This is a genomic window from Salinivirga sp. (assembly GCF_055145285.1).
Genome location: NZ_JBSRDC010000062.1, coordinates 119,111 through 141,478 on the forward strand (window position 1 = coordinate 119,111; position 22,368 = coordinate 141,478).

Consider the following 22,368-nt stretch of genomic DNA (forward strand, 5'->3'; position numbering starts at 1 on the left):
AGACAATAATCTACAGGTCAGAAAAGACATACAGGAACATAAGGAACCGATCGAGCCTGATGTGTCCTTTGTGGGTTTTGGTATGTTCAAAAACGTAGTGCATTGCGGTAATAAAGATACTACTTTTTTGCCATAGTTTATAGTTCAAAACTCAGGTTAAATTTTGGTGTTAGCAACAGATTTATATAATTTGCCCGAAAAAATAGTTATGCCATATTTCAGGATATCAATGAATCAGTTGTTGTCTGGTGAACAAAAACATAAAGCGTTGAAGGCAATGCATCAATTAGTGGTCGATGAACTAAAAAAGCCTGATCGGTTTGTGATGACGGCAATTGAAGACAGCAAGGTAATGTATTTTGGTCTGTCGGACGATCCGTTGGCTTTTGTGGAATTCAAAAGCATTGGATTACCAGACACACAAAAGTTATCAGCTGCGATTTGTGACCTTATTGCAGTTGAATTTGATATTAAGCCCGATCGGGTTTATATTGAATTTACGGATGAACCACGCAATAAATTCGGACATAACCGAACTACCTTCGAGAAATAATCAGGTAGACTCAGTTGGGATTTCGCGCTGTTGGAATTCAGGAATGTTTGGTGCTAAGGCCTCTTTCGACACATTCAGATAACGATTAATAATAACGCGTAGTAGTTCGTGCCGGCTGAACATGGCTCCGGTTTTAATATTTTTCAGCACAATAATACTGAGCTTATATTCCGGCACTCTGATAAGTAAGGTTTTAAATCCCTGCCACCAACCAGCATGGTAGTATATTTTATTGTCTTTGTATTCAAATATGCGCCATCCATAACCATAGTTATGCTTATAATGTTTGGGTTTCCCCATTGGTCGAAATGCCTTTTGCAATGTATCTTCGGGTAAAAGAATATTGGTATACAGTCCCTGATCCCATTTAAAAAGATCCCGGGCAGTGGTGTAGATGCCTTTATCACCATATGTACCGTTTAGGTAGGCTTCTGTAACAATCCTCCAATGATATTTGTAGCCCTCGGCCAAATTTGATAATGTGTCATTTTCACCGGCGATATATACAAAAGAGTCATCCATGTCCAGCGGTTCAAATACATTTTTACGCATGTATTCGGGATATGACATACCACTAACTTTTTCGACAACAGAAGCCAGCAGCATGTAACCTGAATTACTGTAGTCGAAGCGTTTGTTTGGCGGGTAATAAGGTAAAGGTTCATGTTGTTTCCACAGCCTTATGATATCTTTGTTGGTATAGGGTTTACCTTTATTTTCCACAATTTTGTCTATGAAATAAATATAATTAGACAACCCACTGCGATGCACAAGTAAATGATGGATGGTAAAACCCTGGTAGGGCAAATCCGGAAAAAATTTACTGATGGAATCATTCAGGTTTAACTGTCCATTGGCATAAAGTTGCAGGATAGCCACTGCTGTAAATTGTTTGGTAACTGACCCGGATTGGAAACGTGTTTTTGTGCTTATGCTATCTCTGCTGGCATAATCTTCGTACCCCACGTATCCTTCATAAATAATTTGGTTATCCCAACCGACCAGCAAAGCACCATTAAACCCAAATTTGTTTTTTTTACTAAGTATTTGCTCAAGGTCTTGTCTGAGGTGCTCGTGCCAAATAGTATCGGGTGTTACAGTTAGAGCTTCTGGTGCCTGAACAGTGGAAAAATATTGTCGGTCAAGGCTGAAAAATAGTAATACTACCCCGAGTGTTAAAATAAAAAAAATAATTTCCGCTTTACCTGTATTTTTCATCGACTACTGTGTTATTTTCCTAATATCCAGTTTTTTGTGTTGATCTTGTAAGTGTTGGTTTAGTTGAAATAAACCAAATACAAGGTAAAAATAAAAAATTATACCTTATCCAACACGCTTTCGAGGCTGTCGAATCGGTGATGATAATCGTTCAATGCAAAATCAATAACTTTTATGGCCTCATCGGCATCATACGTATGAGTTATTTCTGATATGCGTTCTTTGCCCGGAATATCTTTGTAGGTGAGAAAATAGTGTTTTAATCTTTCCACCACTGCTTGTGGCACATCGTCAATATGGGTATAATGTCCATACCCGGCATCATTTTTCAATACAGCTATAATTTTATCATCTGCCATTTCTCCATCAATCATTCTGAACCCCCCTATAGGAATAACATGTGCCAGAATGTCGCCATGAGAAATGGTTCGCTCTGTAAGGACGCAAACATCTAAAGGATCACCATCTCCTTCAATTTTCTTTCGGTCGGTCTTTTCTGCGCAATATTTACCTACATTTTCGCCACAAAATGTTTGCGGAAAAAAACCGTACAGTGCCGGAATAACATTACTGTACTTTTGAGGTCGGTCTATTCGGAGGTAGCCACTCGATTTATCAACTTCATATTTTACCGTGTCTGTAGGTACCATTTCAATGTAGGCAGTCATTAGATTTGGCGCATCCGGGCCTGGATCAACACCGTGCCAGGGATGAGACTTATAACGTAAACCCATTAATTTTCCAATGGGATCCATGATTTTGTTTCTCATTTTAATATATTTTATGTGTGTAAGTTTGCTTCAACAAGTTTTAGGTTAAAAAGTTTGTTCTTGTGGTTCATTATGCAAACACTTCCTTAAAAAAGTAATAAATCATCAATGAAGATACAATTAGTTTTATTCCCGTCCCAAGCAGAAAGCCTATAAACGAGCCAATTCCACTTTTAAGGGCATTGTGAAAATCATCTTTTTGAATCATTTCTCCAATAATCGCACCTGCGAAGGGCCCAATAATGATGCCCAGAGGGGGAAAAAAGATCAGGCCAATAATTAAACCCAGGGTGCTTCCAATTACGCCTGCCCGTGTGCCACCAAACTTTTTGGTGCCCCAAATAGGAATAATGTAATCTAAAACAGTTACTGCAGCTGCAAGCAAAAGCATCAGCAGTAGAAAATTATTGGAAAAATCAACTTTCTCTGTTGCTTCAAGCACCAGTAATCCAACAAAAGAAATTGGAGGACCTGGTATAATTGGTAAAATACACCCTAATAGACCTATTAACAGCAGCAGGGCAGCCAGGACAATCAGTAAGATTTCTACCATAGTTTATCTATTTTGAGAGCAGCCAGGTACAGCGCACCAATGAGCGCCGGAATGGCCAGGTTAATAATCCACAAAGTTAATGAAGCCGCCAGAATTCCTGCCTCATTTGGCGAAAAAACTCCAAAAATCAGTAAAGACAGACTCCCCCTGATGCCGGGTTCAGCAATGGTAATAGTTGGTATTACCAACATGGCAGCATATAACATACCAATGCATAAGAAACTTTCGTATAGCGAAATGTCTGTTTTGAAATAGATGAGTAGAAATATAAACTGTGTCATGAAAATGCCATAGCGTAGAGCTGCAATGAGGAGCGATTTTATTAGCAGTATGCGGTTTAGGTTTTTTATGCCATCGTTGATTTTAGCGATTACTTTTGGGGTTTTAAGCTTACTGATTTTTTCTGCAATCGTAGGCAACATCATAAAAACAATAAATCCGGCTAATACAGCCACTACAGCTAATGTAAGTTGTGTGGGTGTGGTGAGGGATTCTTTTTGTACGTCAATTAACCAAAGCCAGCCGGTAATAATGCCTATCATGAAAGTTACACCACTTTGCGCAATGCTGCCGGCAATGGTTACTGAAATGCCGGCCAAACGGTTTCGTTGGCGTAATATCCATATCCGGCCTGCATATTCGCCTGTGCGGTTGGGGGTGAAAATAGCAATGCTGAGTCCGGCCAATACTCCGCCAAAGGCTTTTAGTATCCCAACTTTTTCTATTGGACTGAGGAGCAATCGCCATTTTTCCGATTCAATGAGCCAGTTTAAGGGCATGAGCAAAAAAACCAGCCAAAGCCATCCGTCTGCTTTAGTTGGAATCTCACCATTAAATAGCCAACTTCTCAAATGGTCATCGGCATAAATGCGGTATGCTACAAAACTATAGGAAGCAATGAAAATGATGCTTTTAAATAGTATTACCCATATTTTTCGTTGGTTTAGAGCCATTCAGGGATATTTTAGGGTGCTAAAAATACGGCTTTCTGGGAGTATTTGCTAATTTTGCGTTTTAAAATAATTGCAAAATGGTAAGACCAAAGAAAACACTGGGGCAGCATTTTCTTACCAATGATGGTATTGCCCGGCGCATAGCCGACTCAGTTGAAAGAACTGATGTACCGGTGTTGGAAATTGGACCGGGTAAGGGAAAATTAACACAGTTCTTACTGGACCGTTTTCCCGGTTTGCTCAAGGTAATAGAAGTAGATAATGAATCGGTTGATTACCTGGCAGTTCATTTTCCGGAGCTCGAGGGTAAGGTAATATTCGGAGACTTTTTGAAAACTGACTTTAGCACACATTTTGATAATCGGTTTGATGTGGTTGGGAATTTCCCATACAACATTTCCAGTCAAATTTTATTTAAGGTATTGGACCATCGCGACACAATATACCAGTTGGTGGGGATGTTTCAGAAAGAGGTGGCCGACAGAGTTGCCGCACCTGAAGGCAGTAAAACCTATGGTATTTTGAGTGTGTTGGTTCAGGCTTTTTATCATGTTGAGTATTTATTTACCGTGCAGCCGGGTTCTTTCTTCCCGCCACCCAAAGTAAAGTCGGGTGTAATAAGGTTGAAACGGAATGCACGTGAAAAACTCGATTGTGACGAAAAAACTTTTTTCAAGGTGGTGAAAATGGCTTTTAACCAGCGTAGAAAAACGCTGAGGAATAGTTTAAAGCCGGTTATTGGTCCGGAGATTGCCGGAAAAGAGATATTTAATATGCGTCCGGAGCAGTTAAGGCCGGAAGATTTTGAAGATATTTGTAAATTATTAGAATAATTAAAATCCCGTTGTCATGAATTTTGAACTCACCCGGGAATTTATCGAAGAGCTGAAGTCTGCTATTGATACACAGGACAAGCGCAAGACTGCCAGCATGTTGCAGGACTTTCACCCTGCTGATATAGTTGAGGTTTACGAAGAGCTAAACCTCGAAGAGGCGCGTTTTGTGTTTATTTTATTGGAGCCTGAACGAGCAGCTGATGTGCTTGTTGAACTTGAAGAGGACGACCGCGATCGCCTTTTAGAGAATGTGCCGGGTGATATGGTGGCACGCAAATTCATCGACCGGATGGATTCCGATGATGCGGCCGATATTATTGCCAGGTTGCCCGACGATGTAAAAACCGATGTGCTGAGTAATATTGCCGACCGTGAACATGCCGGCGATATTGCCGACCTGCTGAATTACGATGAGGATACAGCGGGTGGTTTAATGGCCAAAGAGTTAATTACAGTTAATGAAAACTGGACCGTTGCCACTTGTTTACGCGAAATGCGCGGCCAGGCTCAGGAAATTGATGAAATTTATTTCGTCTATGTCATAGATAATGATGGCATTTTGAAAGGAACCCTTTCGCTTAAAAAACTACTGTTTACCAAAAGCGACCATGTAGCCGACGTTTATGATAAAGATGTTATCTCGGTTTCAGTTGATGCTTCAGCAGAAGAGGTAGCAAACATCATGAACAAGTACGACCTGGTTGCACTGCCGGTTGTAGATGGCATTGGTCGCCTTAAGGGGCGCATTACCATTGATGATGTGGTGGATGTGATTCGGGAAGAAGCTGAACGTGACTATCAGATGGCGTCGGGTATTTCTTCAGACGTGGAGGCCTCAGATAATGTTTGGCAGCTCTTGCGGGCTCGTTTACCATGGCTCATGATTGGGATGATAGGTGGTGTGTTTGGCGCCAGAGTCATTGAAATGTATGAAGGACAATTATCCCTCTATCCTGAAATGGCTTTCTTTATTCCGCTTATTGCGGCAATGGGAGGAAACGTAGGTATACAATCCAGTGCGATTATTGTACAGGGTCTGGCTAGCAATTCACTCGGTATCGAGTCTAATCTTAAAAAGCTTATGAAAGAGTTGGGCGTTGCCTTACTCAACGGCCTCTCCTTGGCCGCCATTTTATTACTCTATAACTTAATCGATAGCGATTCTCTGGCCTTGACCATAACAGTAAGCAGTGCACTTTTGGTGGTCATTATCTTCGCTTCTGTTTTTGGAACATTCGTGCCTTTGGGACTTAATAAATTTAAAATTGATCCGGCTCTGGCTACAGGACCTTTTATTACAACCGTGAACGATATTATGGGATTGCTGCTTTATTTTCTCATAGGTCATATTTTCTATGGGCTTTTGGGATAAAAGTTGTTTTGGGTTTCTCAAGCTTTGCTGAATGATTTGTTTTTTTTTTTGACTTGCGCAGTGGTAACTATTGCTCAGTTTTTTTTTGTCAATTTGTTGTTGTGTGTGCGCATTGCGATGTTTCGTAGGCTTTGGAAACGATAAGATTACAAGCACCGGTAATAAATATCAATTTACAAATAAAATAGGGCTGGGCGTTGAGAAAAACTATTGGAATTTTCTTTTCGTATTTAATTATAAAAATTCCAACTGACGCTGAAGCGTACGTTTCTTGGCCGTAAAGGGTATCCATAGGCCGAAAAGTAACTTTTACCGCGCGTTAAACCACTGTTCACATGGTCGAAGCGCACTGAGAAAAGAAACCGTTCTACTCTTGCTCCAACAAAAACATTGATTATCGGATAATTACCAATAAGTTTCTCATCTTGCAGGTAAAACTGTGCGATAGCCGGAGAATAAGCGGGCGCGTAATATTTGGTGTGAATCCGCCCGGAAAAACCTCCGTATAAATCAATTTTGCCGCCAGTGTTTTTGAATTTTATTTCCCGCTTGTAAAAAAAATTTCCTTTCGCACTAAATTCTGGTACATCAATAAAGTCTGTGGCTGTATATTGGCCCAACAGGTTTAATTCAAAATTAAAATGTTTCCAGAAAGTAAATTCTTTGCTGATTTTACCGCCAAACATCATTATTTCCTGGTCATGCTGTGCTACCTTCATGTTCTTGTCGAAATAAATGTAGTTGTCCAGATGATCAATGGTCAATTGTAAGGCCACTCGACTTCTGATAAGTCGCAGGTTGAATTGAAATTTGCGATTGTTTTCATCCTGCAAATTATTGACCCACTTCAGATGGTTGGAAAAAAACTGACCCAGAAGGTAATCTGGTGTTTTTTCCCTGTAATACAACATGAGGTGCATGTACAAAGTATCATTAGGCAAATCTTGCCACTTCACCAGGTTTGCTGTAATCTGGTAGTTTTGGTAATTGTAGTCTTTAAAAGGGTAATACAAAGCCTGTAAGGCTATTGTAAAATCCTCTGATTGTCGTATAGTAGCCTGTCCGCCAATAGATATTGTTTCGTACGTGGTGTCGTTATTGTAAGTGAACAGCGTATCGCGGTATAAATTAGTGTTTTTAATTTGATGATGCTCAACAAACGGGCCGATATCCATTTTTGTTTTGCCCCTTGATTGGAAGATTATTGCGCCCCGGTTTTTATAATCGATAAATGATGTGGTATCATAACTTCGCGTTCCATTGTAAGTGTTGGCATAAAAATTAAAAACTTCTTCGGTTACCGGATCGGTGTATTCATCGCCATCATCGGTGTATAGGCGCTGCATTTTATCAAAAGAAAAATGATGCGACAACCAAAGGCCATTTTTAGAAATGCTGTCGACTCCGAAATTTAAAAGTCGTAACTGGTGATTAATAGCACCATTGAAATAACTAAGCCGGTTGTTGGCATCGCTGAGTTTTGTGTTGATTTCTCTCAGGTTCACAGATGAATCTGAAAGCATGTAATCTGAACTAATACCTCCGTTTTCGTTTGAATTGATACCATTAAAATTAATAGACCCATACATTTTGTAGCGGTCGTAGTCTATGTCGGTCCAAAAACTAAAGTTACGGTTACGGGTCTTCTGATAAATGAGGTATCCTTCGGAATTAAATATTTCATAAGACATCCCCAGGTTGATATGTTCATCGTAGTTCTGGGTATGATTGAAAGTGAAATACTCGTAATTTTCGCCACCACTTACATAGTGCATTTGAGTGTATGGGGTTTTTGTATTGTAGAACTTTTGTTTTTTATGTGTTTTCAGATAAGGATAATAGTTCCTCATTTGCCAGTTTACTTCAATGTCTCTTCTTTCTGAAAAAAATATGTTTTGCACTGCTGAACCGGGGTTGCCCAGATATACAAAACCGGGCCAATTTCTTCGGTAATCTTCGGGTACTTGTATGTCTAAAAGTGTAGTGTCAAATCCAGCATAAAGCTTAACGAAAGTGTTATCAGCATATTGCCATGAATAGATTAAGGTATCGGGTTCGGGCAGTGTGTCTTTAAACGAACGTTTTACAATACCCGCTCCTTTGACATCTGTCGAATCCATTGTTTCCTGAGCAAACAGAAATGTGGAACTTAATAGAAATAAGAATATGGCAATAATCAGCCTCTGCATTATTTGACAATTTCGCCGTTAGTATTTCATTGGTGCATTTTATATAGAACGCTAAAAGTACAAAAAACATGCGGATTTGTGCAGCATATTTTTTAAAATACCTATAAGTTAGATAGCATTGTTATTTTACCAATTTATGGGCTTTCTTTTGAATGGCATGGTCATGCACCTTGCGCCGCCGCCCCCGCGTGGTAACTCTGAGCCTTCAACAGACACTACATATTTATCGTACTGGTTAATATCAATTTTCCCCGAGCCAACATCTTCTGCACTCAGTATCTCAAAACCATGTTTACTCATTTGCTCCATGGTGTATACATTGCGCGCATAGCCTAAAACTTTACCCGGTGCAACTGCAAAAAAGTTAGCGCCACTGTGCCATTGCTCGCGCTCCTGTGCCCATGGGTCTTTTGTGCCTCCGCAAAATACAGGCTCAAGATCGAAACCCAGGTTGTTGAGACATTCCACAATATTTTTTTCGTTTTTAATGCTAACCCGTCCGTTGTCGACCGTGATGTGTACTGTTTGGTACCTGTTAGGCTTCAGAATGATCGGTTCAAACACCATACATTTGTTTTTGTCGAGGAAAGTGAAAACCATATCGAGGTGAATAAAGGATTCTGGGCTTTCTGGCAGTTCCTGCACGATGATATGTCTTACCTGGTCTTTACTTTCGATTTGCTCCAGTATAAAGTCAATGCCCTGTGATGAGGTGCGTGTGCCTGTGCCAATAAGCAGCACATCTTCGCGAGCCACCAGTACATCTCCGCCTTCTATTGATATTTTATCGTTAAAAGTGGCATGTTGTACCGGGTTAACGGTTTGTGTTCTGAACAAGGGGTGATAATCGAAAATGGCCTGCATGATAAGTGCCTCGCGTCCCCGTACCTGATTGGCCATGCGACCTATGAGTACTTTGTCGCGCACGGCCATGGAAGCATCACGGGTAAAGAAAAAATTATGCAATGGCCTCAATGCATAACGTTCCTTACTAAAATATTTGGTAAGGTTGTCTTTGATTAAAATAACTCCTTCGAGCAGTTGGCGTGCCAGTTCTTCATCTGACAGTCCCAAAAGGAAATGCCGGCTGGCCATGGTATGTTCATTGTCAAAAATATGGTCAATCAGGGTTTCTTTCACCCGCTGGTTGTTCAATACCTCTTGTAGCAAGTCTCTTACCTCAAAAACAGGGGTGTGTTGGGCCAGTGCATTTTTAAAATGACTGTATTCTTTTTGAGCTACAGATAAATTTAATATGTCGCTATACAAAGCCCGCTCCGCATTCTTGGGGGTCATGTTTTCTACTTCCTTGCCGGGAGAATGTACAATTACACCTTCCAGTTCTCCTATCTCACTATTCACCCTGATTTGATAAGTTTCCATAAAGCTGAACTTTTGTGTTTTTACTTAAAATTCCTGTCAATATCGTATGTGTTTGTTCTTATTCCGTTGCAAATTTAATATAACTTTTTGTCTTGATCGCATAAATATTTCTGATCCTGTTTGTATAGAGCGAATCAATTGCTTTTAGTGCGACCACATGTTTTTTCGGTAATTGCTTCTGCAATTTATTTATGCATGGGTATTTTGTTTTTCTTAGCAAACAGCAAATGTACTGTTAAAACAAAAGTAGCAGGCAGCACATAGGCTGACCATAATGGCCAGTCATGTCCCAATAAAATGTATCCTGCTCCTGCGGCAATAAATGCTGTGATGGTTTGGAAAAACATGGTTTTTACATGATAAACCGGTGCTATTTTGGTAGCTGCAGAGCTCATTACTGCTTTTTCTGAAAATGGAATGATGTGTTCACCGCTTACAGCGCCGGTTATTACAGCGGCTGAAATGGCCGGTAAGCTCGCTTCCATACCGTTGGCCATGGCCATTTGGAAGGCGATAGGCATCACAATGGCCATTGAGCTCCAGCTAAAACCTGTGGCAACCGTAATAAGCATTGATACTACGAAGATGATGAACAGCAGCATTTCTGGCGAAATATAATCGGCTACACTGCCTGTAATGAATTCGCCTGTGCCCAGTGTTTCTGAGACCGCCGACAGTCCTGTAGCCAATAGAATTACAAGGCTTACACCAATCATGCCTTTTGTCCCGCTCAGAAATCCTTTCCCAATTGTTGGTAATTTGAGCAGCTTGTCTTTTTTGGTTAGCCCAATGGCTACACCAATGGCCATTATGGTGCTCAATATTAATAAGTCAACAGATGGTGCGCTGCCCAGAATATTAATCAGGGTGAGGGGCTCATTTTCCTGCATTAATATCCATGAGCCTACCGCAAACATAGAGGTTATGGCAAACCCGAGCAAAGTAAGAATTGGCGCCAGCACATGATAAATACGCACACTGTTCGATCGGTTTTTTTCTTCAATAATTTCGGGCAAAGGGGCTTTGTCGAGGCCATATCCGAACCATTTACCTGTGAGCGCCACAAGAAAGGTTAGAAATATAGCCAGCACCGTGTACATGTGGTAGGGGATAGATTCAATGAAAAACAAGCTGATAGATTTCTCCACGCCCACTTCGGCGCCTGCCTCAGCCATTACCGCACCCTCGAATGATGCCCATGTGGAGATGATCATGATGCTGGCCATGATGGCGACCACATCTACAATATAGGCCAACATGGCCGGCGTAACCTTGTTGCGGATATTGATTTCCCGCATGGAGGCTCCTGAAATGAGAACATTGGCATAATCATCAAAAAACAGGGTCATGCTCAACCCCCATGTCGATAGCCTGCTTTTGCGCGGACTGTCAAGTTTTTTAGAGAGCCTGGCTGCAAATTTCCCATATCCGCCAGAGCGGTTTATAATTTCTAATAATCCACCTATGAGCAATATGAAAAGCACTATTTTAAGACGCTCCGGCTCGGTAAAAGATACGAGCAGGTAGTCGTACATGTGTTCAAAAAAGCCTGCAAACGTGTATTCGCCGCCCACAATAGCACCGCCCACAATACCCATGAAAAGGGCAAAAGCCACTTTACGGGTAGCCAGCGCCACTATGATGGTTACAATTGCCGGGGTTAATGATAATATTCCATATTCCATTTTTCAAAATCGCTTAAATTAATTGACCAAAAACATGCAGCAGGATAATGATGTTTAGCTGAGTATGCTGAAGCCTTCTTTTTTCAGGCGTGCTTCCTCTTCTTCCGGCATAACCTGTACCAGTCCGTTATTGAAACCGTGTATCTCCACACCATAATCGCGGTACATAACCAGCGCATTGATAATCTCCTGTGTAATGAGCTGTCCCGGAACCAAAAGTGGAATGCCCGGCGGGTAGGGGGTTACCATCATGGTCGATACACGCTTCAGACTGTCGCGCAGGGGAATTTCCTCGCTGTCGGAATAAAAAGCAAAGCGGGGCCTGTACTTGATGGGCGACAGGGCCAGCTTGAAATTTTTGATGATTTTTGATGAGCCGCTGTCTTTTTTGCGGTTGCCCGATTGCTTCTCGATACTTTCCAGCGCCAGATACAGGCGGTTGATGCGCGAATAAGTAGCTCCGATAGTAAGCAATATGGAGATGGTGTTGAAAGTAGTTTTTTCTATCTGGATGTTATGTTTGTTCAACAAAAGGTGTTCAAGCTCTTTGCTGCTGAAGCCCGACTTGCTAATGTCAATAGTGATTTTGGTTTTATCAACGCGAATGTTATCATCTTTGATTTCGTCGCTGATGAGGTCTTCCAGTTCCAATACCCGGAATTTTTTAAGGGAATTAATCGACGATTTTAACTGTTCTGCCAGTTTGAATACTCTGTTTAGCAACGAATATCCTTCCATGGCCATTTGTTTGCGGGCCACATCAAGTGAAGCAATCATCGGGTACTGAGGTGAGGTGGAGGCGTGCATGTTGTAGTTTTCCATGAAGAAATCCTGAATATCTTCGAAATCAGGGTCGTTTACATGAATCATGGATGACTGCGAAAAGGCGCTCATGGTTTTGTGGGTCGATTGCGTGGCATAATCGGCGCCGGCAGCCATGGCCGTGGGATAAAATTCGCGGTGGAAATTGGCATGGCCAAACCAGGCTTCATCCACAATCACCTTGATGTTGCGTTTGTGTGCCTCGTTAACAATGTCCTCGATGTCGTAAATCAGCCCATCGTAGGTGCAGTTGGTGAGGATAATGGCTTTCAGTCTTTTGTTCTGGGCCAGTGCATCGTCCATGGCCTTGATGATGTTCTTTTTGGGTATGGGGCCAAAAATGCCGTATTTGTTGTTTACCGACGGCATCAGGTAAATGGGCTCTGCCCCGGCAATAATAACCCCGTAGTGCGCTGATTTGTGGCAGTTTCGGTCGAGCAAAATGGCATCGCCCGGCTTGAGCAGGGTTTGTATGAGTATTTTGTTGGCCGTGGAAGTTCCATTTGTTACAAAATAGGTGTATCGCGCATTAAATGCCCGTGCAGCGAGTTCCTGTGCCTCTTGTATTACTCCTTCAGGGTGTAGCAGCGAGTCGAGCTCCGGTACGGAAACAGAAACATCGCTTTTGAACAAATTTTCGCCAAAAAACTCAAAATAATCTTTTACATAAGGCGAATTTTTTACGCTGTTTCCCGAAGCGTGACCTGGTGTGTGCCATGAGTCTTTCGATTTTCGGGCATATTGCACCAGTTTTTCGTAAAACGGCGCACTCTTTTTCTCATCTACTGCAGCAGTAATTTTATTGAAAATATCGCCATACACATTATCTTCCTTGAAAAAATAACCATCGGTAATACCCCCTGTGGAGAGTTGCTTAATATCAGTAATAGATGTATAAATAAATATGTTGACCTCATTTCTGAGCGCAAGAAATTTTTTGAAGATAGCTGTACCTTCTATACGTTTTTTATTGTTTCGGCTTTGTGGCAGCGACCATTCCGATAATACAACATGGATGGTGCCGTCTTCTTTAAGCTTTTCGCACGCACTCTCAAAAGTGGAGCAGGCTATGGTGTTTAATCCTCTTCCTGAGAGTTCCTGGATGCTTTTTTCCAGGGCAGCGGTGTCATTATCAACAATTAATACTGAGTAGTACATGTCTTGTCCGGGTATTTGATTTAAATATCGCGCAAAATTAGCAACATTTTTTTGATGTACGCGCTAAAAATGGCTGTTTTACAGCCGAAAATGTATGATGTCTCTTCTTTTCTGGTTTTAGTATTAATTACATATATTGGTGAGTTATGTTTTCTGTTGCATATCTTGTTTTGTTATGTCCATGATTGAACCATAATTTGAATATGCATCCGATTAAGCTGTTTGTTGAAATGTGCCCATGGCATATTATCACTTTTAGCAACAAACAAATTATGCCTGTATTTGTCTTTCTTTTAACGAGCATTAAAGCTTGCCATATTTAATAATTTCAGACAATGAGAATTGTTTTAATAACCATATTATTTGCAATGACAACGAATTGTAGCTCGCAGGAGCAAGATGATAAAGGCCGCCAAAAGGCCGATAACCCGTACTATTCGCAAACGGATACCACCCATTTGGATGTAAGCGATGCGGAATGGAAAAAGATTTTACCCGAAGATGTATACAGGGTGGCACGCAAGGAGGGTACAGAACGACCTTTTACCGGCGAATATTGGGATGCCGAAACAAGAGGAACTTATTACTGTGCTGTTTGTGGCAACAAGTTATTCCGCTCCACGGCCAAATTCGCCAGCTCATGCGGCTGGCCCAGTTTTTATGAGCCGGTCAGGCCCAACAGCGTGAATTATAAACCCGACCATTCCATGGGTATGAGCCGCATCGAGGTGGAGTGCGCACGCTGCGACTCCCACCTGGGACACATTTTTGACGATGGCCCCGAGCCCACCGGCAAACGCTTCTGCATGAACTCCATTGTGCTCGATTTTGAGCCCGATGAGGAGTAAGGTTTTGATATTTAGTAGTTAGGCTGCATGGAGGAAAATTTTGCCGGCTTATAGGAAAACTTTCATTTTTTGCATATTTTTGAGATATGGGAAATGACAATATCGACATAGAAAAGATTTCCAATCACTGGATTTCAAGGTCGGACAGAGATTTCGACACGATGAACAACTTAATGAAAACCAACGACTTTCATTGGGCTTTGTTTATTGGACATTTAGTGATTGAGAGATTATTGAAAGCCTATTTGGTTCGAAAAAATGAAACTCATGCGCCATTCACTCATGATTTAAGGAGACTTGCAAAGTTGACTGGATTAGAAATGGACGATGAGCAGAAAAAGTGGCTTGATACGATTTCCACATTCAATTTGAATGCACGATATGACGACTATAAACAAGATTTCTATAAAAAATGTACTGCTGATTTTGCAGGAACATGGATTTCAAACATTAAGACATTACGACAATGGATAAAAACGAAGCTTTAAATATAGCAAAACGGTATGTAGAATCAATCAGCGCTAAATTTCAGGTTGAAAGTGCGATTCTATTTGGATCGTTTGCGAAAGGAAATTATCATGCTGACAGTGATATTGACATAGCTATTGTTTTTAAATCAGTGGACGACATTATCGACTTGCAGATTCAATTAATGCAATTGAGAACGGACGACGATCTTTTGATTGAACCACATCCATTTAAAATTTCTGATTTCAATCTGTCAAATCCAATGGTTGCTGAGATTAAAAAGAATGGAATTGATATAACCCACGCAGCCTAACAGCGGTTCATAAAGCAAAGGCGCCAAGTGCGTTTTTGTGGGCTCCGTAAAATGACGAATTTTTAATTTGTCTAATTTTACGAGAGTCCTCGAATTGTAAGCAAAATTAGAAATTTTGACAATTCGGGATTTGGGATTTTATTTTAACACCGCCAAAACTTTGTTTTGACGGCAAAAGATGTAAACTTGTAAAACAAAGTTTTGGCTCTGTGAAGTTTGATTGGTCTTTTCAAGTAAAGCCTTCGCATCATAACCGCGAACGGTAAGAGTAGTAGTGGATGGAGGTATTTATTATTTACACTTTGAAGGTGATATTTAGATAAATACGGCGTAAAATGTATATTTTTGAATAAAATTACATTGAAAATTGCCAACATGCAACAAATCACTCAACCTACACTGATCCTCGACGAGCAAAAATGCAAAGCCAACATTGCCCGAATGACTCACAAGGCAAAAGATGCTGGAGTCACTTTTCGACCACATTTTAAAACCCACCAGTCGTTGGAGGTTGGACGCTGGTTCAGGACCCAGGGCGTTACAAAAATTACGGTTTCGTCCGTAGCCATGGCGCGCTATTTTGCCAAGGAATGGAACGATATACTCATTGCTTTTCCGGTGAATGTGCGGGAGATTGCGGCTATTAACGCACTGGCCGGGCAGGTAAAATTGAGCCTGCTGGTAGAAAGTGCAGAAGTGCTCGAGTTACTGCATGAAAAACTGACCCACCCTGTGCATTTTTACATTAAAATTGACACCGGCGCACACCGCACGGGTTTGGCTCCCACAGATTTTGAGTCGATTGACCAAATTTTGGCCCGTGCCAAAACCAGTGATAAGCTGCAATTCACCGGATTTTTATCTCATGCCGGACACACTTATCATACCAATGCCATTACGGATATTCTTAAAATTCGGAACGACGAAAATTTGGCCATGCTCCAATTAAAAGCTCACTATATTGGGTCACATCCGGATATTATTGCTTCCATAGGCGACACACCATCATGTAGTTTGGTTGACTATTTTTCGGGGATAGATGAAATTCGCCCTGGCAACTTCGTTTTTTATGATCTCATGCAATTGAGTTTTGGCTCCTGTAGCCCCGGCCAAATCGCAGTTGCTGTGGCTTGCCCGGTGGTTGCTCTGCATAAAAATCGCAATGAGATGGTGATATATGGCGGAGGCGTACACCTTTCGAAAGATATGATCCAAATTAATCAAAAATCGGTTTATGGCCAGGTTGTTGAAAAAGAGGGGGATGACTGGGGTAATCCCATTCCTGAAATGATTGTAAAACGCTTGTCGCAGGAACATGGCATCCTCAGTTTGCCCGATGCGCAGAAAGGTAAATACAACATTGGCGATTTGCTATACGTGCTGCCTGTGCACTCGTGCATGACCGCCGATATTTACAGCCAATATATTACCACCGAAGGTAAAAATATTGAACGCTTTCGTCACAGTTAAAAACCGAGCCATTGGCAAGCTACATCCATCCCCCCGCTACCGCAAGTGTCCTCACGTGTGGTTTTCTTACAAACTGACCCCCACTGTTTTTTTACGAAAATAGGAATCCCCAACAACCTTTGTTAAATTTGATTGGTTACGGCAGGCGTTTATTAAACGTTTACCAAAAACAGATAGCCGCATCGAAAAGGTGTAGACAGCCAATAAACGGTAGGTGGATATGTGGAAGCGTTATTGGACTTATTGAAGTTAGCTGCTCCTTAGCAACCATAGTGTGGCCTTCTTACGTAAAAGTTTCCATATATTAGAACTTTTTCATATTTTTGTCGTAAATAAGTTCAACGATGCAACAAAAATTTGAGGTAATTTTACTTGGAGAAGTCTGGGACTTGCTTGATAAAATCGATGAAAAATCAAGAAATAAAATACTTTATAACATTGACAAAGCAAAGTATATAAACGATCCCGAACTATTCAAGAAAATAGACGATTTGATATGGGAATTTCGGACAAAATATAAGAAAAAGTATTACAGATTGTTTTCATTCTGGGACAAATCCGATAAGACAGAAACATTGTAATTGCGACACATGAAATAATAAAGAAGACGGACAAGATTCCCAGGGCTGAATTGGAAAAAGCAAAAGCAATTATGGAACTTTATTTTGAGCAAAAACCTAAAAAATAAAACTATGACAAACAATAAATTAAGAATCTATACTTTAAATGAAGCAAAAGACAGATTCATTGGTAAAGAAGACACAGAGCAGCGTGATAAATACGAGTACGAATTACGACTTGACTTATTGGGCGAAATGATAAAAAAAGCCCGTAAAGAAAGACATCTGACTCAATCACAATTAGGTGAATTGATTGGAGTTCAAAAATCCCAAATATCTCGAATAGAAAGTAATGCTAAAAATGTTACGATTGCGACGATTTTAAGAGTTTTTCATGCATTAAAAGCAAAAGTTAATTTTAATGTAGAACTCATGGATGGAGATTTCAAAATAGCATAAACTACGGTTGCTAACTGCCGCGAATAGAGCATGCGGAGCCGCGTAACTGCGGGCTTTACAGGTTCTTTTGTACCGCTACCCCCCGTGTCCTCACGTGTGGTTTTCTTACAAACTGACCGCACACTGTTTTTTCACGAAAAAATAGGAATCCCCAACAACCTTTGTTAAATTTGATTGGTTACGGCAGGCGTTTATTAAACGTTTACCAAAATCAGATAACCGAACATCAAATGTTCGCTTATCCCCGGGAAATGGAATGCTATTGACAATGATTTTGGAAACTTGTCAATAGCCAGTAGTATAGCACATGCGGCATGCTATTTGGGACTGTTACTAAAGGAAACATATTCCAATAATTTTCGTAAATTTGAAATAAAAACTTATGATTACGGACAATCAAATAAGACATCAAATATTTCGCAGGGTAAGCAGGATTCCTAAAGAAAAGCTGAGGGAATTAAACGATTTTTTATCAAAACTTGAAGATAACTTTGGAAAAAAACAAAAAGTCCTATCTTTTGCTGGAGCTTGGAATGACATTGATGACGACGTATTTAGCGAATTGACGGAAAAATTAATCGACAATCGTAGCAAAAATAGAAAACGGATAGATGAATAGGACTTTAATTGACACCGACATTTTATCATACTACTTTAAGGGCAATCAGACAGTTATTAAAAACTTTGAGAAATATCTTCAAGATTTTGATTTAATTGAGATTAGTATCATTACTTATTATGAAATAATTGGTGGATTGATGGCAAAAAACGCTCTTAAGCAACTCAATATTTTTCAGGATTTTGTTGATCAAAATATTGTTGTCCCTATGACAGAAAATTCAGCAAAGATTTCAGCTGAATTATATGCGACCCTCAGACAGCAAGGCAACGCAGTTGATGATATTGACCTATTAATAGCAGGAATTGCAATTGATAACGATTTGACATTGATCACAAATAATGAAAATCATTTTAATCGTATACCAGGATTACGAGTTGAAAATTGGTCTAAGCACGTGCTATAACAGCGGCGAGTGAGAATTTTGCGCTGCAGCTGGTTTTTAGGCTCAAGGAGTTAAATTACCCCGCCAACCGACCGAAGAAAGCTCAACGAAGTTGAAACTTTGGTTTGCTCCTCCCCCCGCTACCCCACGTATCCTCACGTGTGGTTTTCTTACAAACTACCCGCACACTGTTTTTTCACGAAAAAATAGGAATCCCCAACAACCTTTGTTAAATTTGATTGTTCAAAATTAGGCAATAATTGAACAGATATTGTCGGTATTTCAAAAATTGGACATATATTTGCATTGTGTTCATAAAAAACGAAAAAATGAACAAATATTAAAATGGAAAACTTTGATAGGAAAATACCTTACAATAAATTGCCGTTATTACCTCCTAATCAGGATGTTGAAAACAATCCTGTAATTCTAAAGCGATTAGTATTGGCATCGAGAGCTTTAGCAACTGTTAATGGTAATTTAAACAGACTCCCGAATCCATTAATGTTGATAAATACATTAGCCCTACAAGAAGCAAAAACATCAACAGAAATTGAAAATATTTTCACAACTGAGGACGAGCTCTATAAAGCAATTTCTGACACATATAAAGAAACAAATGTAAATCCAGCTACCAAAGAAGTGTTAAAATACAGAGAAGCACTTTGGGCTGGTTACAAAGAATTACAGGAAAATCAGACAATTGACACGAATTTAATTACACGGATTTTTAACCAAATAAAGGAAACTAAATCTGGTTATAGACCTCCCCAGTCTCAAGTTGTAATAAAACGGGGGGAAAGTGAATTTCGTTCCGGGGAAATTATTTACACACCTCCGATAGGGGAAGGATTGATAGAAACTCTAATGGATAATTTGGTTGAATATTTAAATGATGATGAAAAGTATCCAATAGACCCATTATTAAAAATGTGTATTGCACATTATCAGTTCGAAGCAATCCATCCATTTCAAGACGGTAATGGTCGAACCGGTCGGATTTTGAATCTTTTATATTTATTTAGTAAGGGATTGTTGAGTCAACCAATCTTATACATGTCAAAATTCATTATCCTAAACAAAGAGGATTATTATTTTAAATTGGGAGCAGTAACTCAACGAAACTCATGGGAATCATGGATTGAATTTATGTTAGAAGCAACAGAAAAGACTTCTTTATTAACAAATACCAGGATTAACGAGATTTTACTGCAAATGGAATCAACCCTTGAATATGCAAAAGGAAAAATTAAATGGTATAACAAAGAAGTAAATGAAGCGATATTCGGTCAACCATACATTAAGCCTAGTTTGATTGGCGAAATAATTGGAAAAACCTCAAGGACTACTTTGACTAAATATATGAATGAATTAGTCAATTATAAAATATTAACGCCAAGAAAAGACGGTGTAGAAGTTTTTTATATTAACGAAGATTTAATAAGAATATTAGAAGGACATTAGCAACAAAGCCTAACAAAAAATATACGTAATGCGGGGCAAAGTAGGTAATTTAAACTTTTGTACATTTATTAAAAATCATATCGGCTTGATAGGTTGGAGCCCCCCGCTACCGCACGTGTCCCCACGTGTGGTTTTCTTACAAACTACCCGCACACTGTTTTTTCACGAAAAAATAGGAATCCCCAACAACCTTTGTTAAATTTGGATGGTTACGGCAGGCGTTTATTAAACGTTTACCAAAAACAACTAGCCGCATCCAAAGGTTGCAGTTAGCCAATAAACGGTAGGTGGATATGAGGAAGATTGATTGCAGTTGTTGGAGTTAGTCGTTAGTTGTGTGCAACCCAAAGTAGGAAGCATTCGGAAAAATATTAGATTTTAAGACATAGAGTATAAATAATTAACAAGTATGAAAAGAGTAGCACTTCTAACAGTATTTTTGATAGTAAGCTCATTCATTTTTGCACAAAAAATTGAATTAAACGCAAAAGTTGATGAGCGTTGTGAATTGTTAAGTACAATTTTTCGATTGGCAAATGCAAAAGAGTATGTAAAACATGAAATTCCATTCTATGTGAATAGTTTGGACAAGTATTTTGAGCCATACAAAAATCATGAGATCATCGATTATTGCAAAATGTATCGTGAAAATTACAAAGTAGGTTACAATGCACCAATGAGTTTGGCTGTTCATTTGCAAATAGTTGATAAAAAAATTTCGTTAATTCCAAATGTGAAAGAAAGCAGTTTAGAATATCGCTGGAACAGGGATTCCCTCCCACGTTTTATTGAATTATTAAATGATTTTTACACAACATCAAAATTTCATGAGTTTTTTGTAAGTCATTCAGCCTTTATTGAGCAAGTCGAACAGTCAGCAACTGAAAATTTCAAGAAAGTAGATATGGGATGGTACAAGCAATTCTATGGTGAAGTACCTGAAGGCAATTATAATCTTGTGATTAGCCTGTCTAATGGAGGAAATAATTATGGTGCTAGAGTTAAATATATTAAAAATGAAGAGGATTTGTACTCTATAATCGGCTGTTCAGTTGATAGTTTGAACAACCCGGTCTTTAACAACCACAGAGTTTTAGAGTTAGTAATTCACGAATTTTGCCACTCATTTTGCAATCATTTAATTATTGAGAACTATGACAAAATGAAGGAAAAAGCAGATGAGTTTTACAAAATTAGGCAAGAAGTATTAAACAGACAAGCATATGGAAGCTCACAAACAATGTTGTTTGAGATATTGGTAAGAGCAAGTGTTATCAAATACATGGCAGATCATTATCCGGTAAATCTCCAAAAATATTTTTCTAAGGAGAAAAGAAACGGATTTGTCTGGATTGAAGAATTATACAATTCTCTATTAAATTATGAACAGAATCGCAAACAATACCCAAGCTTAAAAAGCTATATGCCAGAAATAATAAAAGCTCAAAATGAGTTAAATCCTCAAAAGATGGTCGAAGAGCAGGAAAAGCATATGCCTATAATGTCTGTCAAGAATATTAAAAATAATCAACAAGACGTTGACGCTGCAACAACATCACAAATAATCGTAAGTTTTAATAAAAAAATGGATACTGGTGCAAACGGTTCTACTTATGGAAAAAAAGGCAAGGACTATTTTCCTGAAGTTATTGGAGCAAAATGGAATGAAGAAACAAAAAGGGAATGGATTTTAGATGTTAAGTTGAAAAAAAATAAAAAATATTCAATAGCATTTCCTGCTAAATGGTTTTTTAGCGAGGAAGGAATAAATGCAAAAAATACTGTTTATTTAGATTTTAAAACTAAATAATAAAAGTTTAAATAAGAGTTATGAAAGGGCAGCACACAACAGGCTATATACGCCATGCGGGGGATATAGCGTATTTGAATGTTTGTAATTCTATTAAACTTTTCTGCAATTTGACAGGATTGTACCTTGAAATCCCGCTCAGGCGCATATAGCTAAACGTTAGGAGCAAGCAGAATTGAGCATTGCAAGTGGGTATTTCATGTTTTTTTTTGTATTTTTGGTTAAAAGAGGAATTATGAGAACTATTCAATTAAACATACCTGATAATGTTGATTTAAAGGACTATGATTTTTCAATGATAGTTGCTTCAAAATTATACGAAGACGAGAAATTGTCGGCCGGCGACGCTGCAAAAATAGCAGGATTATCAAAACGAGCATTTATCGAGTTATTAGGTAAATACGGAGTATCTGTTTTTAGTACTTCAATTTCTGACTTACATAACGAAATTGAAAATGCCTAAAATAGTTATTCCCCCCC

23 protein-coding genes are annotated in these 22,368 nt (G+C 39.4%); 14 read left to right on the forward strand and 9 right to left on the reverse strand.

The window, feature by feature from the left end:
• Positions 1–10: 10 nt before the first annotated feature.
• Positions 11–148 carry a hypothetical protein gene (locus ACTB0Y_RS13035; RefSeq protein WP_463207265.1) on the reverse strand — a complete coding sequence of 46 codons (138 nt, stop codon included), beginning with the start codon at positions 146–148 and terminating at the stop codon, positions 11–13.
• Positions 149–208: 60 nt separating this feature from the next.
• On the opposite strand from ACTB0Y_RS13035, the gene ACTB0Y_RS13040 reads away from it, so the two are divergent.
• The gene (locus ACTB0Y_RS13040) at positions 209–553 is read left to right on the forward strand and encodes a phenylpyruvate tautomerase MIF-related protein (protein WP_463207266.1); all 345 of its coding nucleotides are present in this window, start codon (positions 209–211) and stop codon (positions 551–553) included.
• On the opposite strand, the gene ACTB0Y_RS13045 is transcribed toward ACTB0Y_RS13040, so the two are convergent.
• The 4 genes from ACTB0Y_RS13045 to ACTB0Y_RS13060 form a co-directional block, all read right to left on the reverse strand.
• Positions 554–1,771, reverse strand: coding sequence for a serine hydrolase domain-containing protein (locus ACTB0Y_RS13045; RefSeq protein WP_463207267.1), 1,218 nt, complete (start codon positions 1,769–1,771; stop codon positions 554–556). It abuts the gene before it with no gap.
• 98 nt (positions 1,772–1,869) lie between these two features.
• Complete coding sequence (locus tag ACTB0Y_RS13050; protein WP_463207268.1) at positions 1,870–2,541, reverse strand: inorganic pyrophosphatase; 672 nt, start codon at positions 2,539–2,541, stop codon at positions 1,870–1,872.
• Between the two features lie 70 nt (positions 2,542–2,611).
• Positions 2,612–3,094 (reverse strand): DUF456 domain-containing protein, encoded by a 483-nt coding sequence (locus ACTB0Y_RS13055; protein WP_463207269.1) that lies wholly within the window; start codon positions 3,092–3,094, stop codon positions 2,612–2,614.
• Complete coding sequence (locus ACTB0Y_RS13060) at positions 3,088–4,047, reverse strand: lysylphosphatidylglycerol synthase domain-containing protein (protein WP_463207270.1); 960 nt, start codon at positions 4,045–4,047, stop codon at positions 3,088–3,090. Before ACTB0Y_RS13060 ends, ACTB0Y_RS13055 begins: the two co-directional genes overlap by 7 nt.
• Before the next feature lie 77 nt (positions 4,048–4,124).
• On the opposite strand from ACTB0Y_RS13060, the gene rsmA reads away from it, so the two are divergent.
• Together rsmA and mgtE are read left to right on the forward strand one after the other, a co-directional pair.
• Positions 4,125–4,880 (forward strand): 16S rRNA (adenine(1518)-N(6)/adenine(1519)-N(6))-dimethyltransferase RsmA, encoded by a 756-nt coding sequence (rsmA, locus tag ACTB0Y_RS13065; RefSeq protein ID WP_463207271.1) that lies wholly within the window; start codon positions 4,125–4,127, stop codon positions 4,878–4,880.
• 16 nt (positions 4,881–4,896) lie between these two features.
• The gene (gene mgtE / locus ACTB0Y_RS13070; protein WP_463207272.1) at positions 4,897–6,255 is read left to right on the forward strand and encodes a magnesium transporter; all 1,359 of its coding nucleotides are present in this window, start codon (positions 4,897–4,899) and stop codon (positions 6,253–6,255) included.
• Between the two features lie 230 nt (positions 6,256–6,485).
• Here mgtE and ACTB0Y_RS13075 read toward each other — a convergent pair whose 3' ends face one another.
• The 4 genes from ACTB0Y_RS13075 to ACTB0Y_RS13090 all read right to left on the reverse strand — a co-directional run bounded on the left by ACTB0Y_RS13075 (position 6,486) and on the right by ACTB0Y_RS13090 (position 13,492).
• Positions 6,486–8,444, reverse strand: a complete 1,959-nt coding sequence (locus tag ACTB0Y_RS13075) for a putative porin (RefSeq protein ID WP_463207273.1) — start codon at positions 8,442–8,444, stop codon at positions 6,486–6,488.
• A gap of 126 nt (positions 8,445–8,570) precedes the next feature.
• Complete coding sequence (locus ACTB0Y_RS13080) at positions 8,571–9,827, reverse strand: arginine deiminase (protein WP_463207274.1); 1,257 nt, start codon at positions 9,825–9,827, stop codon at positions 8,571–8,573.
• Positions 9,828–10,012: 185 nt separating this feature from the next.
• On the reverse strand, positions 10,013–11,512 hold the full coding sequence (locus tag ACTB0Y_RS13085; RefSeq protein WP_463207275.1) for a Na+/H+ antiporter NhaC family protein: 1,500 nt from the start codon (positions 11,510–11,512) through the stop codon (positions 10,013–10,015).
• A 54-nt stretch (positions 11,513–11,566) separates the two neighbouring features.
• Entirely contained in the window at positions 11,567–13,492 is a 1,926-nt protein-coding gene (locus tag ACTB0Y_RS13090) for an aminotransferase class I/II-fold pyridoxal phosphate-dependent enzyme (RefSeq protein ID WP_463207276.1), read from the reverse strand.
• A gap of 335 nt (positions 13,493–13,827) precedes the next feature.
• Here ACTB0Y_RS13090 and msrB point away from each other — a divergent pair, with 335 nt between their 5' ends.
• The 11 genes from msrB (at position 13,828) to ACTB0Y_RS13145 (ending at position 22,351) form a co-directional block, all read left to right on the forward strand.
• The gene (gene msrB, locus ACTB0Y_RS13095; RefSeq protein WP_463207277.1) at positions 13,828–14,340 is read left to right on the forward strand and encodes a peptide-methionine (R)-S-oxide reductase MsrB; all 513 of its coding nucleotides are present in this window, start codon (positions 13,828–13,830) and stop codon (positions 14,338–14,340) included.
• Positions 14,341–14,426: 86 nt separating this feature from the next.
• Entirely contained in the window at positions 14,427–14,828 is a 402-nt protein-coding gene (locus tag ACTB0Y_RS13100) for a HEPN domain-containing protein (protein WP_463207278.1), read from the forward strand.
• On the forward strand, positions 14,807–15,121 hold the full coding sequence (locus tag ACTB0Y_RS13105) for a nucleotidyltransferase family protein (RefSeq protein WP_463207279.1): 315 nt from the start codon (positions 14,807–14,809) through the stop codon (positions 15,119–15,121). Before ACTB0Y_RS13100 ends, ACTB0Y_RS13105 begins: the two co-directional genes overlap by 22 nt.
• Positions 15,122–15,466: 345 nt before the next feature.
• Positions 15,467–16,591, forward strand: coding sequence for an alanine racemase (locus ACTB0Y_RS13110; RefSeq protein WP_463207280.1), 1,125 nt, complete (start codon positions 15,467–15,469; stop codon positions 16,589–16,591).
• Between the two features lie 344 nt (positions 16,592–16,935).
• Positions 16,936–17,172: a type II toxin-antitoxin system RelE/ParE family toxin gene (locus ACTB0Y_RS13115; RefSeq protein WP_463207281.1), complete on the forward strand. Its 237-nt coding sequence runs from the start codon at positions 16,936–16,938 to the stop codon at positions 17,170–17,172.
• Between the two features lie 111 nt (positions 17,173–17,283).
• Positions 17,284–17,610, forward strand: a complete 327-nt coding sequence (locus ACTB0Y_RS13120) for a helix-turn-helix domain-containing protein (RefSeq protein WP_463207282.1) — start codon at positions 17,284–17,286, stop codon at positions 17,608–17,610.
• A gap of 382 nt (positions 17,611–17,992) precedes the next feature.
• Complete coding sequence (locus tag ACTB0Y_RS13125; RefSeq protein WP_463207283.1) at positions 17,993–18,229, forward strand: hypothetical protein; 237 nt, start codon at positions 17,993–17,995, stop codon at positions 18,227–18,229.
• Positions 18,222–18,635 (forward strand): PIN domain-containing protein, encoded by a 414-nt coding sequence (locus tag ACTB0Y_RS13130; RefSeq protein WP_463207284.1) that lies wholly within the window; start codon positions 18,222–18,224, stop codon positions 18,633–18,635. The genes ACTB0Y_RS13125 and ACTB0Y_RS13130 overlap by 8 nt, the downstream gene beginning before the upstream one ends.
• 324 nt (positions 18,636–18,959) lie before the next feature.
• Positions 18,960–20,078, forward strand: a complete 1,119-nt coding sequence (locus ACTB0Y_RS13135; RefSeq protein ID WP_463207285.1) for a Fic family protein — start codon at positions 18,960–18,962, stop codon at positions 20,076–20,078.
• A gap of 409 nt (positions 20,079–20,487) precedes the next feature.
• The gene (locus ACTB0Y_RS13140; protein ID WP_463207286.1) at positions 20,488–21,888 is read left to right on the forward strand and encodes a DUF4932 domain-containing protein; all 1,401 of its coding nucleotides are present in this window, start codon (positions 20,488–20,490) and stop codon (positions 21,886–21,888) included.
• 235 nt (positions 21,889–22,123) lie between these two features.
• Complete coding sequence (locus tag ACTB0Y_RS13145; protein ID WP_463207287.1) at positions 22,124–22,351, forward strand: UPF0175 family protein; 228 nt, start codon at positions 22,124–22,126, stop codon at positions 22,349–22,351.
• Positions 22,352–22,368 lie beyond the last annotated feature (17 nt).

Excerpts from the sequence above, each read along its gene's own strand:
- ACTB0Y_RS13040 (WP_463207266.1), top strand. The coding sequence starts at position 209 with ATGCCATATTTCAGGATATCAATGAATCAGTTGTTGTCTGGTGAACAA.
- ACTB0Y_RS13045 (WP_463207267.1), bottom strand. The coding sequence starts at position 1,771 with ATGAAAAATACAGGTAAAGCGGAAATTATTTTTTTTATTTTAACACTC.
- ACTB0Y_RS13050 (WP_463207268.1), bottom strand. The coding sequence starts at position 2,541 with ATGAGAAACAAAATCATGGATCCCATTGGAAAATTAATGGGTTTACGT.
- ACTB0Y_RS13055 (WP_463207269.1), bottom strand. The coding sequence starts at position 3,094 with ATGGTAGAAATCTTACTGATTGTCCTGGCTGCCCTGCTGCTGTTAATA.
- ACTB0Y_RS13060 (WP_463207270.1), bottom strand. The coding sequence starts at position 4,047 with ATGGCTCTAAACCAACGAAAAATATGGGTAATACTATTTAAAAGCATC.
- rsmA (WP_463207271.1), top strand. The coding sequence starts at position 4,125 with ATGGTAAGACCAAAGAAAACACTGGGGCAGCATTTTCTTACCAATGAT.
- mgtE (WP_463207272.1), top strand. The coding sequence starts at position 4,897 with ATGAATTTTGAACTCACCCGGGAATTTATCGAAGAGCTGAAGTCTGCT.
- ACTB0Y_RS13075 (WP_463207273.1), bottom strand. The coding sequence starts at position 8,444 with ATGCAGAGGCTGATTATTGCCATATTCTTATTTCTATTAAGTTCCACA.
- ACTB0Y_RS13080 (WP_463207274.1), bottom strand. The coding sequence starts at position 9,827 with ATGGAAACTTATCAAATCAGGGTGAATAGTGAGATAGGAGAACTGGAA.
- ACTB0Y_RS13085 (WP_463207275.1), bottom strand. The coding sequence starts at position 11,512 with ATGGAATATGGAATATTATCATTAACCCCGGCAATTGTAACCATCATA.
- ACTB0Y_RS13090 (WP_463207276.1), bottom strand. The coding sequence starts at position 13,492 with ATGTACTACTCAGTATTAATTGTTGATAATGACACCGCTGCCCTGGAA.
- msrB (WP_463207277.1), top strand. The coding sequence starts at position 13,828 with ATGAGAATTGTTTTAATAACCATATTATTTGCAATGACAACGAATTGT.
- ACTB0Y_RS13100 (WP_463207278.1), top strand. The coding sequence starts at position 14,427 with ATGGGAAATGACAATATCGACATAGAAAAGATTTCCAATCACTGGATT.
- ACTB0Y_RS13105 (WP_463207279.1), top strand. The coding sequence starts at position 14,807 with ATGGATAAAAACGAAGCTTTAAATATAGCAAAACGGTATGTAGAATCA.
- ACTB0Y_RS13115 (WP_463207281.1), top strand. The coding sequence starts at position 16,936 with ATGCAACAAAAATTTGAGGTAATTTTACTTGGAGAAGTCTGGGACTTG.
- ACTB0Y_RS13120 (WP_463207282.1), top strand. The coding sequence starts at position 17,284 with ATGACAAACAATAAATTAAGAATCTATACTTTAAATGAAGCAAAAGAC.
- ACTB0Y_RS13125 (WP_463207283.1), top strand. The coding sequence starts at position 17,993 with ATGATTACGGACAATCAAATAAGACATCAAATATTTCGCAGGGTAAGC.
- ACTB0Y_RS13130 (WP_463207284.1), top strand. The coding sequence starts at position 18,222 with ATGAATAGGACTTTAATTGACACCGACATTTTATCATACTACTTTAAG.
- ACTB0Y_RS13135 (WP_463207285.1), top strand. The coding sequence starts at position 18,960 with ATGGAAAACTTTGATAGGAAAATACCTTACAATAAATTGCCGTTATTA.
- ACTB0Y_RS13140 (WP_463207286.1), top strand. The coding sequence starts at position 20,488 with ATGAAAAGAGTAGCACTTCTAACAGTATTTTTGATAGTAAGCTCATTC.
- ACTB0Y_RS13145 (WP_463207287.1), top strand. The coding sequence starts at position 22,124 with ATGAGAACTATTCAATTAAACATACCTGATAATGTTGATTTAAAGGAC.